This window comes from Streptomyces sp. Tu6071 (assembly GCF_000213055.1).
Taxonomy (GTDB): Bacteria; Actinomycetota; Actinomycetes; order Streptomycetales; family Streptomycetaceae; genus Streptomyces; species Streptomyces evansiae.
Genome location: NZ_CM001165.1, coordinates 1,498,946 through 1,513,410, shown reverse-complemented (window position 1 = coordinate 1,513,410; position 14,465 = coordinate 1,498,946). Strand labels below are relative to the sequence as shown.

The 14,465-nt window shown below is 71.8% G+C and carries 10 protein-coding genes; 6 read left to right on the top strand and 4 right to left on the bottom strand.

All coding sequences use genetic code 11. The features are described from left to right. Positions 1-221 precede the first annotated feature (221 nt). The 5 genes from STTU_RS06225 to STTU_RS06205 all read left to right on the top strand — a co-directional run bounded on the left by STTU_RS06225 (position 222) and on the right by STTU_RS06205 (position 7,824). Positions 222-1,010: an ATP-binding cassette domain-containing protein gene (locus tag STTU_RS06225; protein ID WP_043254329.1), complete on the top strand. Its 789-nt coding sequence runs from the start codon at positions 222-224 to the stop codon at positions 1,008-1,010. Continuing rightward, positions 1,007-2,362, top strand: coding sequence for a sugar ABC transporter permease (locus STTU_RS06220; RefSeq protein ID WP_078518934.1), 1,356 nt, complete (start codon positions 1,007-1,009; stop codon positions 2,360-2,362). The genes STTU_RS06225 and STTU_RS06220 overlap by 4 nt, the downstream gene beginning before the upstream one ends. A 287-nt stretch (positions 2,363-2,649) precedes the next feature. Continuing rightward, on the top strand, positions 2,650-4,581 hold the full coding sequence (dxs, locus tag STTU_RS06215; RefSeq protein WP_007820877.1) for a 1-deoxy-D-xylulose-5-phosphate synthase: 1,932 nt from the start codon (positions 2,650-2,652) through the stop codon (positions 4,579-4,581). Positions 4,582-4,782: 201 nt separating this feature from the next. Next, entirely contained in the window at positions 4,783-6,294 is a 1,512-nt protein-coding gene (locus STTU_RS06210; RefSeq protein WP_043254327.1) for an amino acid permease, read from the top strand. A 33-nt stretch (positions 6,295-6,327) separates the two neighbouring features. Beyond that, a complete protein-coding gene (locus STTU_RS06205; protein ID WP_007820874.1) occupies positions 6,328-7,824 on the top strand; it encodes an ArnT family glycosyltransferase in 1,497 nt (498 codons plus the stop codon). A gap of 50 nt (positions 7,825-7,874) precedes the next feature. Here STTU_RS06205 and STTU_RS06200 read toward each other — a convergent pair whose 3' ends face one another. Then, positions 7,875-8,246, bottom strand: a complete 372-nt coding sequence (locus STTU_RS06200; protein WP_043254324.1) for an NTP pyrophosphohydrolase — start codon at positions 8,244-8,246, stop codon at positions 7,875-7,877. 205 nt (positions 8,247-8,451) lie between these two features. On the opposite strand from STTU_RS06200, the gene STTU_RS06195 reads away from it, so the two are divergent. Continuing rightward, positions 8,452-9,486: a hypothetical protein gene (locus tag STTU_RS06195; RefSeq protein ID WP_234019169.1), complete on the top strand. Its 1,035-nt coding sequence runs from the start codon at positions 8,452-8,454 to the stop codon at positions 9,484-9,486. A gap of 88 nt (positions 9,487-9,574) precedes the next feature. On the opposite strand, the gene STTU_RS06190 is transcribed toward STTU_RS06195, so the two are convergent. The 3 genes from STTU_RS06190 to STTU_RS06180 all read right to left on the bottom strand — a co-directional run bounded on the left by STTU_RS06190 (position 9,575) and on the right by STTU_RS06180 (position 14,265). After that, positions 9,575-10,678, bottom strand: coding sequence for an LCP family protein (locus STTU_RS06190; RefSeq protein ID WP_007820868.1), 1,104 nt, complete (start codon positions 10,676-10,678; stop codon positions 9,575-9,577). 246 nt (positions 10,679-10,924) lie between these two features. After that, complete coding sequence (locus tag STTU_RS06185) at positions 10,925-13,054, bottom strand: 3-hydroxyacyl-CoA dehydrogenase NAD-binding domain-containing protein (protein ID WP_043254320.1); 2,130 nt, start codon at positions 13,052-13,054, stop codon at positions 10,925-10,927. Next, a complete protein-coding gene (locus STTU_RS06180; protein WP_007820865.1) occupies positions 13,051-14,265 on the bottom strand; it encodes a thiolase family protein in 1,215 nt (404 codons plus the stop codon). The genes STTU_RS06185 and STTU_RS06180 overlap by 4 nt, the downstream gene beginning before the upstream one ends. Positions 14,266-14,465 lie beyond the last annotated feature (200 nt).

The window sequence follows — 14,465 nt, the reverse complement described above, 5'->3', positions numbered from 1 at the left end:
GGCGCCCGCCGGGGCGCCCCCGCCCGCGCGCTCGCTGCCCCGCCGCGCGCGGTCGGGGGTGGCCCGGCATCTCCCCCGCGGGGGAATGGCCGCCGAGCGGCTGAGTTCCCCCCACGGACCGTCGCCACGGTGCGGTCCTCCTCACTTCTGCTCAACCTCTCCACGGCCCCGCCCATCCTTCGCGCGGCCGTGGCATCCCCGCCGGTCAGGCGGCGAAGGAGATGGTTCACGTGTCCGCTGCGCCCGTGTTGGCGTTGCGCGGGGTCTCCAAGCGATTCGGTGCCGTCCAGGCGCTCACCGATGTCGAGCTTGAGGTCCGCGCCGGTGAAGTGGTCGCCCTTGTCGGCGACAACGGCGCCGGCAAGTCCACGCTGGTCAAGACGATCGCCGGAGTCCACCCCATCGATGACGGTGTCATCGAGTGGGAGGGCAGGCCGGTCCGTATCAACAAGCCCCAGGACGCCCAGCATCTGGGCATCGCGACGGTCTACCAGGACCTCTCGCTGTGCGACAACATCGACGTCGTCGGCAATCTCTACCTCGGTCGGGAGCTGCGCCGGTACGGATTCCTCGACGAGGTCGAGATGGAGCGCCGTTCGCGCGAGCTGCTCACCTCGCTCTCCATCCGTATCCCGAGCGTCCGCATCCCGATCGCCTCGCTCTCCGGTGGTCAGCGCCAGGTCGTCGCGATCGCGCGCTCGATGCTCGGCGAGCCGAAGCTCGTGATCCTCGACGAGCCCACCGCCGCCCTCGGCGTCGAGCAGACCGCCCAGGTCCTCGACCTCGTCGAGCGGCTGCGCGAGCGTGGCCTCGCGGTCATCCTCATCAGCCACAACATGGAGGACGTGAGGGCGGTCGCCGACCGGGTCGCCGTCATGCGCCTCGGCCGCAACAACGGTGTCTTCGACGTGAAGAGCACCTCGCAGGAAGAGATCATCTCCGCCATCACAGGCGCCACGGACAATGCCGTGACCCGCCGGGCGGCGCGCGGTGTGGAGGCAGGCAAGTGAGCACCGACAAGACCCCCGAGCAGGCCCCGGTGAAGACCTCGGTCGCCAAGAGCGGGACCAAGGTCCCCGGGCAGACCTCCACCGCCAAGAGCGACGCGCCCGTCGAGGCTCCTGCGGCTGCCGCGGGCGCCGCGACCGCGATCGACCCGCGTCTCCTGGTCCGGGAGCAGGGCTTCGGCGGCTACATCAGCGAATTCGGGCGCAAGATCCGCGCCGGTGAACTGGGGTACATCCCGGTCGTCGGTGCCCTCGTGATCATCGCGATCATCTTCCAGAGCCTCAACAGCGCCTTCCTCTCGGCGGGGAACATCTCCGACATCGCTGTCGCGATGGTCGGCACCGGGACGATCGCTGTCGGCATCGTCTTCGTCCTGCTGCTCGGCGAGATCGACCTCTCGGTCGGCTCGGTCAGCGGTGTGGCGGGCGCGATGTTCGCCGTTCTCGCCGTCTCCCACGGCATGGCGGAATGGCTTGCCTTCGTCCTCGCCATCGTCTCCGGCGTGGTGATGGGCTCGATCCACGGCTTCTTCTTCTCGAAGATCGGGGTGCCCGCCTTCGCCGTCACCCTCGCGGGCCTGCTCTTCTGGAACGGCTTCATGCTGAAGCTGCTCGGCGACAACGGCACGATCAACCTCGACGGCGACGGCTTCGTCGGCAAGCTGACCGGCTACTACTTCTCCGATGTCGCCGCCGCCTACGGGCTCGCGGTCGTCGGTGTCGTGGTCTTCTTCCTCAGCTCCTTCTTCGACTCCCGCCGTCGCGAGCGTGCGGGCGTGCCGGCGCGGCCGCTCGCCGAGATCATCGTCCGCACGGTGGCCCTCGCGATCGTCGCCTTCCTGATCGCGTACCTCTTCAACCAGAACCGCGGTCTTCCGCTGGCCGTCCTGATCTTCGTCGTGATCCTTCTGGTGACCGATGTCGTCCTGCGCCGCACTTCCTACGGCCGCAAGGTCTTCGCCCTCGGTGGCAGCGTCGAGGCGAGCCGTCGCGCCGGTATCAACGTGGCGCTCGTGCGGACCTCGGTCTTCGCCATCTCCGGCGGCTTCGCGGCCCTCGGCGGTATCTTCATCGCCTCGAAGATCACTGCCGCCAACCAGAGCGCCGGCGCCGGCGACCTCCTGATGAACGCCATCGCCGCGGCCGTCATCGGCGGCACGAGCCTCTTCGGTGGCCGCGGTCGTACCTGGGACGCCCTGCTCGGTGTACTGGTGATCACCTCGATCCAGTACGGCCTGGCCCTCGAAGGCGTCGCCTCCCCGGTCCAGTACATGATCACCGGCGCGGTCCTCCTCGCCACCGTCGTCATCGACGCGATCACCCGCAAGACCCAGAAGACAGCGGGTCGCGCCTGACCGGCACGCTGCCCACGGGTCGCCCCGTCCCCTCGTCTACGGACGAGGAGGCGGGGCACCCGTATGTGGTCGTCCTTCCCCCGTGGCGCGGGGGAGGGCCACGGGGCGAACGGCCCCCCCCGGCTGGCCCCCGCCCCCGGCAGGGTGGATCATGGACCGGCCCCGCCACCGCGTACGAAGTGACACAGGTCGCCCGGAACCGGTGACGAGGCCCGGAGGCGGAACATTAGACTCGCAAGACCGCCAGACCCGGCAAGGCTCGACAGCTCTACTGCAAGGAGGCACGGGTGCCGCTGCTGACCCGCATCACGGGACCGCGCGATCTGGACCGGCTCAGCCCTGAGCAGCTCGACGAGCTGGCCGGGGAGATCAGGACCTTCCTCGTGGAGGCCGTTTCCAAGACCGGCGGCCACCTCGGCCCCAACCTCGGGGTCGTCGAACTCACGATCGCCCTGCACCGCGTCTTCGAATCGCCGCGCGACCGCGTCCTCTTCGACACCGGCCACCAGGCGTACGTGCACAAGCTCCTCACCGGCCGCCAGGACTTCTCGCAGCTCCGCACCAAGGGCGGTCTCTCCGGCTACCCCTCGCGCGCCGAGTCCGAGCACGACGTCATCGAGAACAGCCACGCCTCCACGGTGCTCGGCTGGGCCGACGGCCTCGCGAAGGCCAACCAGGTGCTCGGCAAGGACGACCACGTCGTCGCCGTCATCGGCGACGGGGCGCTCACCGGCGGCATGGCCTGGGAGGCGCTCAACAACATCGCCGCCGCCAAGGACCGCCCCCTCGTCATCGTCGTCAACGACAACGAGCGCTCGTACGCGCCGACGATCGGCGGCCTCGCGAACCACCTCGCCACGCTCCGCACCACCGACGGCTACGAGCGCTTCCTCACCCGCGGCAGGGAGATGCTGGAGCGCACCCCCGTCGTGGGCCGCCCGCTCTACGAGACGCTGCACGGCGCGAAGAAGGGCCTCAAGGACTTCATCGCCCCGCAGGGCATGTTCGAGGACCTCGGCCTCAAGTACGTCGGCCCCATCGACGGCCACGACATGGAGGCCCTGGAGTCCGCCCTCACGCGCGCCAAGCGCTTCGGCGGGCCCGTCATCGTGCACTGCATCACGCAGAAGGGCCGCGGCTACGAGCACGCGGAGCACGACGAGGCGGACCGCTTCCACGGCATCGGCCCGATCCACCCCGACACGGGGCTCCCGGTCAAGACCGCGGCGGCGAGCTGGACCTCCGTCTTCGGCGACGAGATGGTCCGCATCGGCCGCGAGCGCGAGGACCTCGTCGCGATCACCGCGGCGATGCTCCAGCCGGTCGGCCTCAAGAAGTTCGCCGAGGCGTTCCCCGAGCGCGTCTACGACGTCGGCATCGCCGAGCAGCACGCGGCGGTCTCCGCCGCCGGGCTCGCGACCGGCGGCCTGCACCCCGTCTTCGCGGTGTACGCGACCTTCCTGAACCGCGCCTTCGACCAGGTCCTCATGGACGTCGCCCTGCACAAGTGCGGAGTGACCTTCGTCCTGGACCGCGCGGGCGTCACCGGCGACGACGGCGCCTCGCACAACGGCATGTGGGACATGTCGCTGCTCCAGATCGTCCCGTCCCTGCGGATCTCCGCGCCGCGCGACGCCGAGCAGCTGCGCGCCCAGCTCCGCGAGGCCGTCGCCGTCGACGACGCGCCGACCGTGGTCCGCTACTCCAAGGGCGTCGTCGGGCCCGCCGTACCGGCCGTGGGCCGCGTCGGGGGCATGGACGTGCTGCGCGAGGCGGGCACCGAGCACCCCGACGTGCTCCTCGTCTCCGTGGGCGCGCTCGCCCCGATGTGCCTCGAGACCGCGAAGCTCCTCGACAAGCAGGGCATCTCCACGACCGTCGTCGACCCGCGCTGGGTCAAGCCGGTCGACGAGGCGCTCGCCCCGCTCGCCGAGAAGCACCGCATCGTCGTCACCGTCGAGGACAACAGCCGCGTCGGCGGTGTCGGCTCCGCGATCGCGCAGGCGCTGCGCGACGCGGGCGTCGACCTCCCGCTGCGCGACTTCGGCATCCCGCCGCGCTTCCTCGACCACGCCTCGCGCAAGGAGGTGCTCGCCGAGATCGGCCTCACGGCCCCCGACATCGCCCGCCAGGTCACAGGGCTCGTCGCGGGCCTCCAGGGCGCCTACGAGACGGAGCGGGCCACCGCCGACGAGCGGGTGGAGCGCACGCGCGACTGAGCGGGCACCGGGGCGCGCGTTCCCTCGCGCCCCGGACATGCGCGCGGGAACGCGCGCTGCTCCCTCCGGGTACGGGCCGCCGTCGAAACCCCTCTTCGGGGTGGAATCGGCGGCCCATTCGCGTGAAAGTCGCCGCGGCCGGGCACACGTGGCCCATCGCCTTCGCGATCATGCGTGCACCCGAGGGTGGGAGGTCGCCCGTTGAACAGCCACAGCCCCTTCCGTGCGAGGACCCTGTTCCGCACGAAGAACATCGAGCAGTCGATCAAGGACACCGAGGACCCGGAGCACGCGCTCCGGAAATCCCTCTCCGCTCTCGACCTGACCGTCTTCGGCGTCGGGGTCGTCATCGGCACCGGGATCTTCGTGCTCACGGGGAAGGTCGCCAAGCAGAACGCGGGCCCCTCGGTCGCGATCGCCTTCGCCGTCGCCGGGGTCGTGTGCGCGCTCGCCGCGCTGTGCTACGCCGAGTTCTCCTCGACGGTCCCGGTCGCGGGCTCCGCGTACACCTTCTCCTACGCCTCGCTCGGCGAGTTCCCCGCCTGGATCATCGGCTGGGACCTCATCCTCGAACTCGCGCTCGGCTCGGCGGTGGTGGCGGTCGGCTGGTCCGGCTACATCCGCTCCCTGCTCGACACGGCGGGATTCCACCTCCCGCAGTGGCTCAGCGGCACGCACGACGGGCACTTCGGCTTCGACCTCCTCGCGGCACTCCTCGTCCTCGTCCTCACCGGCATCCTCGTCGCGGGCACCAAGCTCTCCTCGCGGGTCACGAACGTCATCGTCGCCGTCAAGGTGACCGTCGTCCTGATCGTCGTGATCGTCGGCGCCTTCTTCGTCACGGGCGCCAACTACAAGCCCTTCGTGCCCCCCTCCGAGCCCACCGGGGGCGGCGGCGGCCTCACCGCCCCGCTCATCCAGCTCATCGCCGGATTCACCCCGTCGAACTTCGGCGTCATGGGCATCTTCACGGCCGCCGCGGTCGTCTTCTTCGCCTTCATCGGCTTCGACGTCGTCGCGACGGCCGCCGAGGAGACCCGCAACCCGCAGCGCGACGTCCCGCGCGGCATCCTCGGCTCTCTCGCCATCTGCACGGTCCTCTACATCGCCGTCTCGATCGTCGTCACCGGCATGCAGAAGTACACCGACCTCACCGTGGACGCCCCGCTCGCCGACGCCTTCAAGGCCGTCGGGCACCCCTTCTGGGCCGGGCTCATCAGCTTCGGCGCCGCGGTCGGGCTCACCTCCGTCTGCATGATCCTGCTCCTCGGCCAGACCCGCGTCTTCTTCGCCATGAGCCGCGACGGCCTGCTGCCCAAGGGCTTCTCCAAGGTCCACCCGCGCTTCGGCTCCCCCTACCGCTCCACCGCGCTGCTCGGCGGCGTCGTCGCGGTCGTCGCCGGGTTCACCTCGATCGACGAACTCGCCGAACTCGTCAACATCGGCACCCTGTTCGCCTTCGTCGTCGTCGCGCTCGGCGTCATCATCCTGCGCCGCACCCGCCCCGACCTCCACCGCTCCTTCCGCACCCCGCTCGTGCCCTGGCTGCCGATCGCCTCGGTCCTCGCCTCGCTGTGGCTCATGCTCAACCTCCCGGCCGAGACCTGGCTCCGCTTCCTCATCTGGATGGTCCTCGGCACGATCCTGTACGGGGCCTACGGGCACCGCCACAGCCGGCTCGACACCCCCGGCGGCGCACCCGGCAAGGGGTAAACCAGGGCGAAGGGGGCGGATAGGTTGAGCGTCATGCTCGCCCCGCCCCCACCGCCGTCCCCGGCCCCCGCCCCCACCGCCGCGCTCCCGCCGCCCGCCGTCCGCGACCGCTACTGGTGGCGCCTGCTCCCCGCCCTGGCGGCCCTCGCCCTCCTCGTCCGGGTCCCCTCCTTCACCCGCCCCCTGTGGAACCCGGACGAGGGCTACCTCGCCGTCCAGGCCCGCATGCTCGCCGCCGGCGGGAGCCTCTACGACACCGTCGTGGACCGCAAGCCGCCGCTCGTCCCCTGGCTCTACCAGGCGTCCTTCGCCCTCACCGGGGACACGACGCTCCTCGGCCCCCGGCTCCTCGCGGTCCTCTCCTGGCTCCTCACGGCCGCCTTCACCGCCTCGCTCGCCCGCCGCCACGCGGGCCCCCGCGCCGGAATCGCCGCCGGAATCCTGTGCCTCCTCCTCTCCGCCGGGCTCAGCCCGGCCGACTCCCAGGCGGCGAGCTTCGAGGTCTTCATGCTCCCGGCCACCGTGGCGGCGGTGTGGTGCGCCGACCGCGCCCACTGGTGCGGCGCCGGACTCGCCCTCGCCGCCGCCTTCCTCGCCAAGCAGACCGGGCTCGCCGTCCTGCTCCCGCTCCTGTGGTGCGTCCCGCACCGCGCCCCTGCCGGGGACCGGGCGCGCGCCCTCGGCCTGCTCCTCGGCTCCGCCGCCCTGCCCGTCCTCCTCGCGGCCCTCGCCACGGCCCCGCGCGGCTTCCTCTTCTGGACCCTCACGGGCTCGGGCGACTACCTCGCCTTCTCCGGCTCCCTCGCGACGCTCGCGGGCCGCGCCCTCGTCAACACCGCGCTCCTCGCCGGGGCGGTGGCCGGAGTGCTCCCCGCCGCCCTCGCGGCGGTGCGGGCCCGGCGCACCGGACTCGGCCCGGCCACGGGCTGGCTGTGGCTCTGGCTCGCGGGCGCGGCCCTCGCGACGGCGCTGGGACTGCGCTTCTTCGGCCACTACTTCCTGCACCTCGTACCGCCGCTCGCGCTCCTCGGCGCGGGCGCCCTCGCCCAGGCACCCCGCCGTGCTCGCCGCACCGCGCTCGCGGTCTGCGCCGGCTGCTGCGCGCTCTTCCTCGCCTGGGGCCTGCTCGCGCCCCGTACCGGCTACGAGCACTCCCGCCGCGTCGCCGCCGAGATCGCCCGCCGCACCGCGCCCGGCGAAGCGGTGCTCGTCTGGGGCATGCACCCCGAGACGTACTGGCTCGCCCACCGCCCGCCCGCGAGCCGCTACCTGACCGCGGGCCTTCTCACCAACTTCGGCGGCGGGCGCACGGGTACGACGGCGGTGGGCGAGAAATGGGCGGTACGGGGCGCGTGGCCCACCTTCCGCCGCGAACTCACCACCCGCCCCCCGGCCCTGGTCGTCGACGACGCCCGCGGCGCCCCCTACCGCCTCTCGCGCACCCCGACCCTGCGGTCATGGCTGCGGCAGGGATACGTACGGGAGGGAGGGGTGGACGGGGCGGTGGTGTACGTACGGCGGGGGGAGTAGGGGCGTCGCCGCTCCCCGACATCCGGCGGGGGAGGTTCCCGGGGCCGGTGTCAGGGCCGTACGGTGCGGGGGCCCGCCACCTCGGCGCCCAAGGCCGTGACCCTCGCGCGCAGTTCGCGGTCGGCCGTGATGACGAGGGCCGGGCCCGGGGCCCGCTCGACCTCCGCCACGATCTGGTCGTCACCGCTGCCGGGCGCGGCCACGACCCGTACGCCCTCGACCTCCGCCACGCCCCGCGCGGCGCCCTCGACGACGAGCACCACGTCGAGCGGCGCCGGCCAGCCGGGCAGCCCCTCGCTCCCGAACCGCGCGAGCGAGTCCCGAAGCCGCTCGGCGGCCCCCTTGCGGTCCTTCCACCAGCCGTCCGGCACCGAGCCGACGACATTGGCGGCGTCCACGACGAGTGTGCGCTGTGCGTTCATGGGGTCATCATCGCGTGGTGGGGACGGGTGCCCGAACACGTTGACCAAGTCGGCTTTTATGATGGGCGCTGCCCGGTCCCGTGACGGTCCGGGGCGGCCGGCGGTCCGGTCAGGAGAAGGAAAGGGTGGGCCGATGGCCAGAACGGCACCTAGGGACGGAGCCCCCGCGCGGCCGGACAAGGCGTCCGCACCCGCCGTGGGCACCGTGCGTGTACCAGCGGGCCGCTGGCTCGTACGAGGGACGGACGGAAGGCTCACCGCCTTCGCCTTCACCGCGGAGGGCGTACTGCGCTGGACCGAGGAGCGGCCCGGCGGTTCCGACTGGGCGGGACCCGACTTCTTCCCGGTCGCGGGCCTGGATCATCTCACCGTGTCCCAGGGCGCGAACGGCTACGCGCATCTGGTGGGGCGGCGCGTGCAGAAGAAGAAGGACGGGAGCGAGGCCGTGGACATCGTCCACGCCGTCCAGTACCAGACCGGTCGCACGCTCGGGACCTTCCGCGCCGCGGGCACCCCCTACCCCAAGAACCCCGAACGCCGTCTCGGCGCACCGGCGGTGGGCGTCGACGACGGCGGCTTCGTGCACGTGGTGGTGCTCAACCCCTACGGGGGCCTGAACCTGCGCCGGGAGGACAAGACCGGGAAGTGGGAGGCGTGGAAGGACATCAAGGGCCGGAAGCTCTACGACCCGCCCGCCATGGTGGCCACCTCCACCGGGACCGTGGAGATCTTCGCGGCGGGTGGCCAGCCGGCCTACCACTGGGTGCGGGAGAAGCCGCACGGGGCCTTCGACCGCCGCCCCGACATCCCGCTCTCCGTGCGCCCCGGCAGTCTCACCGGACTGGAGACCTCGCCGGGCCGGGTCACGTGGTACTGGACCGATCCCGAGCGCGGCACGATCGTGGCGCACCGGACGGGCGGCTGGCTCATACCCATCGGCGGGGCTCCTGACGACGGACAGCCCGCAGTGCTCCGCGCCGAGGTCGACGGGCGCGACTGCACGGTGCTCGCGCACCGGGACGCGGCCGGGGGCGTGCTGACCACCGCGTACCCCTGTGAGGACGAGCAGTCCGGGGTCTGGTGGGCCCCGACCGGGCTCACCGGTACTGGTGCCCCCGCGCTCGCGGTGGACGGCACGGGGCGGGTCGTCGTGGGCGTCTTCGGCGGGGACGGGCGGCTGAGGCTGGCCCGTCAGGCGCCGGGAAACGGACTGGCGATGGGGCCCGTACTGACGGTGTGAGGCGGCCGGGCGCCGGGATCGCCCCTTTGCCGCACGAGGAAGGGCCGGCCCCGAGGGGACCGGCCCTTTCCGCGACGCCGAGGGTGGCTCAGCCCCCCGTCGCCGGCGACTTCTTCGCCGACTCCGGGATGTCCACGTCGTTGCGGATCGCCTTCCACAGCTGGGCGGCCTGTGGTTCCGCGGGGACGACGCGGTTGGCGTCCTGCTTGTCGTAGGCGACCGGCATCATGATCGTCTCCATCGTGTTCGGGTCGATCCCCCGCATGCTCCGGGCGAACTTGGCGAGGGACGTGAGCGAGGCGAGGTCCTCGTCCGTGGTGAGCGCCTTGGTCGCGGAGTTCGCCATCTTGATGGCCTTGGTGGGGCTGCCGAGGAGGTCCTGGTTCTTCACCTCGCTCAGCAGGGCCAGCAGGAACTGCTGCTGGAGACCGATGCGGCCGAGGTCGCTGCCGTCGCCGTGGCCGTAGCGGGTGCGGACGAACTTGAGCGAGTCGGTGCCGTCGAGCTTGTGCGTGCCCTTCGGCAGGTCGAAGCCGCTCTTGGCGTCGTGGATGTCCTCGTCCGTCGTCACGGTGACGCCGCCGATCGCGTCCACGAGCCCCTTGAATCCGGCGAAGTCCACCTCGACGAGGTGGTCGACGCGTACGTCCGACATCTTCTCGACGGTCTTGACGACGCAGGCGGGCCCCGCGAGCGAGTACACCGAGTTGAACATGACGCGGTGCGCGGCCGGGAGCGTCGCGCCGTCGTGCTTCTCGCACTCGGGCCGGTCCACGAGCGTGTCGCGCGGGATGCTCACCGCGACGGCCTTCTGCCGGCCCTCGGGGATGTGCACGAGCAGCGCGGTGTCCGAGCGGGCCCCGCTCACGTTCCCCGCGTCGAGCTTGCCGTTGTCGCCCGAGCGCGAGTCGGAGCCGAGCACCAGGAGGTTGGTCGCGTTCCCGGCGGCGACGGTCTTCTTCGGGCGCGTGGACTCGTCGAGCTGCTTGCTCAGGTCCACGCCCTTGAGATTGCCGTTCAGGTGCTCGTAGTACCACCAGCCGGTCCCGCCTGCGGCGAGCACGACGACCACGAGACCGATGAGAATCCAGCGGCCGACGTGGCGCTTCCCGCTCTTCCGGCGGTCCTTGCGGCGGGATGCGGCGCGAGGGGTGGCCGGGGGGCCGGGCGGCGGCGTGTCGTCGTAGCTCATCCTGCTCCAGTCGGGTCTTCGGCGAAGGTCGCTGTGGGGGTGGCGACAGGTGCGCTGCGGGGGACTGGAGTGGGGCGCCGGTCCGCGCGTGGCCTAGAACTATAAGCCACCCCCATCGAAGAGATGTACGACGAGCGGTTGTTGGTTCCCCGGGCCGCTCCGGCGGACGCGTGCGGGGACGGACGAGGGCGGGCCGCCCCGGATGTCCCGGGGCGGCCCGCCCTCGTCCTGCCCGCTTCCGCCGGCTCAGGCCGCCGGTACCGACGCCACGCCCGGCGCCAGGAAGCGCTTGCCCGTGACGCGCTCGGTGACACCCGCGCGGTCCAGGTACGGGGTGATGCCGCCCAGGTGGAAGGGCCAGCCCGCGCCCGTGATGAGGCACAGGTCGATGTCCTGCGGCTCGGCGACGACGCCCTCGGCGAGCATGAGCGAGATCTCCTCGGCCACCGCATCGAGCACGCGGTCCCGCACCTGCTCCTCCGTCAGGGCCTTGTCGCCCTGCTGGAGAAGCGCCGCGACCTCCGGGTCCAGCTCCGGCTTGCCGGAGTCGTACACGTAGAAGCCGCGCTTGCCCGCCTCGACGACCGCCTTGAGGTTCGGCGAGACCGTGAAGCGCTCGGGGAAGGCGCCGTGCAGCGTCTCGGAGACGTGCAGGCCGATCGCCGGGCCGACCAGCTCCAGGAGCACGAGCGGCGACATCGGCAGACCGAGCGGCTCGACGGCCTTCTCGGCGACGGCGACCGGGGTGCCCTCGTCGATGACGTTCTGGATCTCGCCCATGAAGCGCGTCAGGATGCGGTTCACGACGAACGCCGGGGCGTCCTTGACGAGCACCGCGCTCTTCTTCAGCTTCTTCGCCACGGCGAAGGCCGTCGCGAGCGAGGCGTCGTCCGTGGCCTCGCCGCGCACGATCTCCAGGAGCGGCAGGACCGCGACCGGGTTGAAGAAGTGGAAGCCGACGACTCGCTCGGGGTGCTTGAGCTTCGACGCCATCTCGCTCACCGAGAGCGAGGACGTGTTCGTCGCGAGGATCGCGCCCTCGGGCACGACCGCCTCGACCTCGGCGAAGACCTGCTGCTTGACGCCGATCTCCTCGAAGACGGCCTCGATCACGAAGTCCGCGTCCGCGAAGCCCTCGGCCTTGTCCAGGACACCGCTGACCAGGCCCTTGAGGCGGTTCGCCTTGTCCTGGTTGACGCGGCCCTTGGCGAGCAGCTTGTCGATCTCGGCGTGCACGTAGCCGACGCCCTTGTCGACACGCGCCTGGTCGATGTCGGTCAGCACGACCGGCACTTCGAGGCGGCGGACGAAGAGGAGCGCGAGCTGCGAGGCCATGAGCCCGGCGCCGACGACGCCGACTTTGTTGACCGGGCGCGCGAGCGACTTGTCGGGCGCCCCTGCCGGGCGCTTCGCGCGCCGCTGCACGAGGTCGAAGGCGTACAGGCCGCTGCGCAGCTCGCCGCTCATGATGAGGTCGGCGAGCGCCTCGTCCTCGGCGTCGAAACCGGCCTGGAGGTCGCCGTCCTTCGCCGCCGCGATGATGTCCAGGGCGCGGTAGGCGGCCGGGGCGGCGCCGTGCACCTTGCCGTCCGCGAGGAAGCGGCCCGTCGCGACGGCCTGGTCCCATGCCTCGCCCCGGTCCACCTCGGGACGCTCGACGGCGATCTCGCCCTTGAGGACGGCCGCCGTCCACAGCAGCGACTGCTCCAGGAAGTCCGCGCCCTCGAAGATCGCGTCCGCGATGCCGAGTTCGAAGACCTGCACGCCCTTGAGCTGCCGGTTCTGGTTGAGCGAGTTCTCGATGACGACCTTGACGGCCTTCTCGGCGCCGATCAGGTTCGGCAGCAGCGTGCAGCCGCCCCAGCCGGGGACGAGGCCGAGGAAGACCTCGGGCAGCGAGAACGCGGGCAGCGCCGCGGAGACGGTGCGGTACGCGCAGTGCAGACCGACCTCGACGCCACCGCCCATCGCCGCGCCGTTGTAGTACGCGAACGTCGGCACGGCGAGGCCGGAGAGGCGCTTGAAGACCTCGTGCCCGCCGTGGCCGATCGCGAGCGCGTCCTCGCGGCGCTCGAGCAGCCCGACGCCCTTGAGGTCGGCGCCGACCGCGAAGATGAACGGCTTGCCGGTGATGCCGACGCCGACGATCTCGCCGTTCGCGGCCTCGTGCTCGACCTGGTCGATCGCGGCGCTCAGGTTGGCGAGCGAGGCGGGGCCGAAGGTCGTCGGCTTCGTGTGGTCGAGGCCGTTGTCCAGCGTGATGAGCGCGAAGCGGCCCGCGCCGGGGAGGTCGAGGTGGCGCACGTGCGCCTGCGTGACGACCTCGTCGGGGAAGAGCGCGGCGGCTTCCCGCAGCAGCTCGGTGGTGGTGCTCACTTGCCCTCCCAGTGGGGGTTCTCCCAGATCACGGTGGCGCCCATGCCGAAGCCGACGCACATCGTGGTGATGCCGTACCGCACCTCGGGCTGCTCCTCGAACTGCCGCGCGAGCTGGGTCATCAGCCGGACGCCGGAGGACGCGAGCGGGTGGCCGTAGGCGATCGCGCCGCCGTACTGGTTGACGCGCGGGTCGTCGTCGGCGATGCCGTAGTGGTCGAGGAAGGCGAGGACCTGGACGGCGAACGCCTCGTTGATCTCGAAGAGACCGATGTCGGAGATGCTCAGGCCCGCCTTGGCGAGCGCCTTCTCCGTCGCGGGGATCGGCCCGTAGCCCATGACCTCCGGCTCGACACCCGCGAAGGCGTACGAGACAAGGCGCATCTTGACCGGCAGGCCGTTCTCGCGCGCGAAGTCCTCGGAGGCGATGATCGACGCGGTCGCGCCGTCGTTGAGACCGGCCGCGTTCCCGGCCGTGACCCGGCCGTGCGCGCGGAAGGGGGTCTTGAGGCCCGCGAGCTGCTCGATCGTCGTGCCCGGACGCATCGGCTCGTCGGCCGTCGCGAGGCCCCAGCCCGTCTCCCCGCCCTCGGGGGACGTGCGGCGGATCGAGATCGGCACCAGGTCGGCCTGGATCCTGCCGTTCGCGTACGCCTTCGCCGCCTTCTCCTGCGAGCGCACGGCGTACTCGTCGGCGCGCTCCTTCGTCAGGTGCGGGAAGCGGTCGTGCAGGTTCTCCGCCGTCATGCCCATGAAGAGCGCCGACTCGTCGACGAGCTTCTCGGAGACGAAACGCGGGTTCGGGTCGACGCCCTCGCCCATCGGGTGGCGGCCCATGTGCTCGACGCCGCCGGCGATCACCGCGTCGTACGCGCCGAAGGCGATCGACCCGGCGGTCGTCGTGACGGCCGTGAGCGCGCCCGCGCACATGCGGTCGATGGAGTAGCCGGGCACCGACTGGGGCAGTCCGGCGAGGATGCCGGCGGTACGGCCGAGGGTCAGGCCCTGGTCGCCGATCTGCGTCGTCGCGGCGATGGCGACCTCGTCGATCTTCTTCGGGTCCAGGTCCGGGTTGCGGCGCAGCAGCTCCCGGATGGCCTTCACGACGAGATCGTCGGCGCGCGTCTCGTGGTACATGCCCTTGGGGCCCGCTTTGCCGAACGGGGTGCGGACGCCGTCGACGAAGACGACGTCCCGGATGGTACGAGGCACGTTGGCTCTCCTCCAGGGTGCGGGACGGAACTGCCACGCGGCACGGCGGGGCGTGTCGCTCCCGGCCATGCTACTCGTGGGTAACCAATGTGTGCACCCCTGCGGGGCGGAGCGGCGTAGGTCACAGGCGTACGGGGGCGCGGGGCGCCGCCTCGTGGAGCGGCAACGGCTCGCCGGGGTCCCGCCGCGCCCACCCGTCC

What these genes read in the sequence shown, in the direction of transcription:
- STTU_RS06225 (WP_043254329.1), top strand. Translation starts at nt 222, where the DNA reads ATGGTTCACGTGTCCGCTGCGCCCGTGTTGGCGTTGCGCGGGGTCTCC.
- STTU_RS06205 (WP_007820874.1), top strand. Translation starts at nt 6,328, where the DNA reads ATGCTCGCCCCGCCCCCACCGCCGTCCCCGGCCCCCGCCCCCACCGCC.
- STTU_RS06200 (WP_043254324.1), bottom strand. Translation starts at nt 8,246, where the DNA reads ATGAACGCACAGCGCACACTCGTCGTGGACGCCGCCAATGTCGTCGGC.
- STTU_RS06190 (WP_007820868.1), bottom strand. Translation starts at nt 10,678, where the DNA reads ATGAGCTACGACGACACGCCGCCGCCCGGCCCCCCGGCCACCCCTCGC.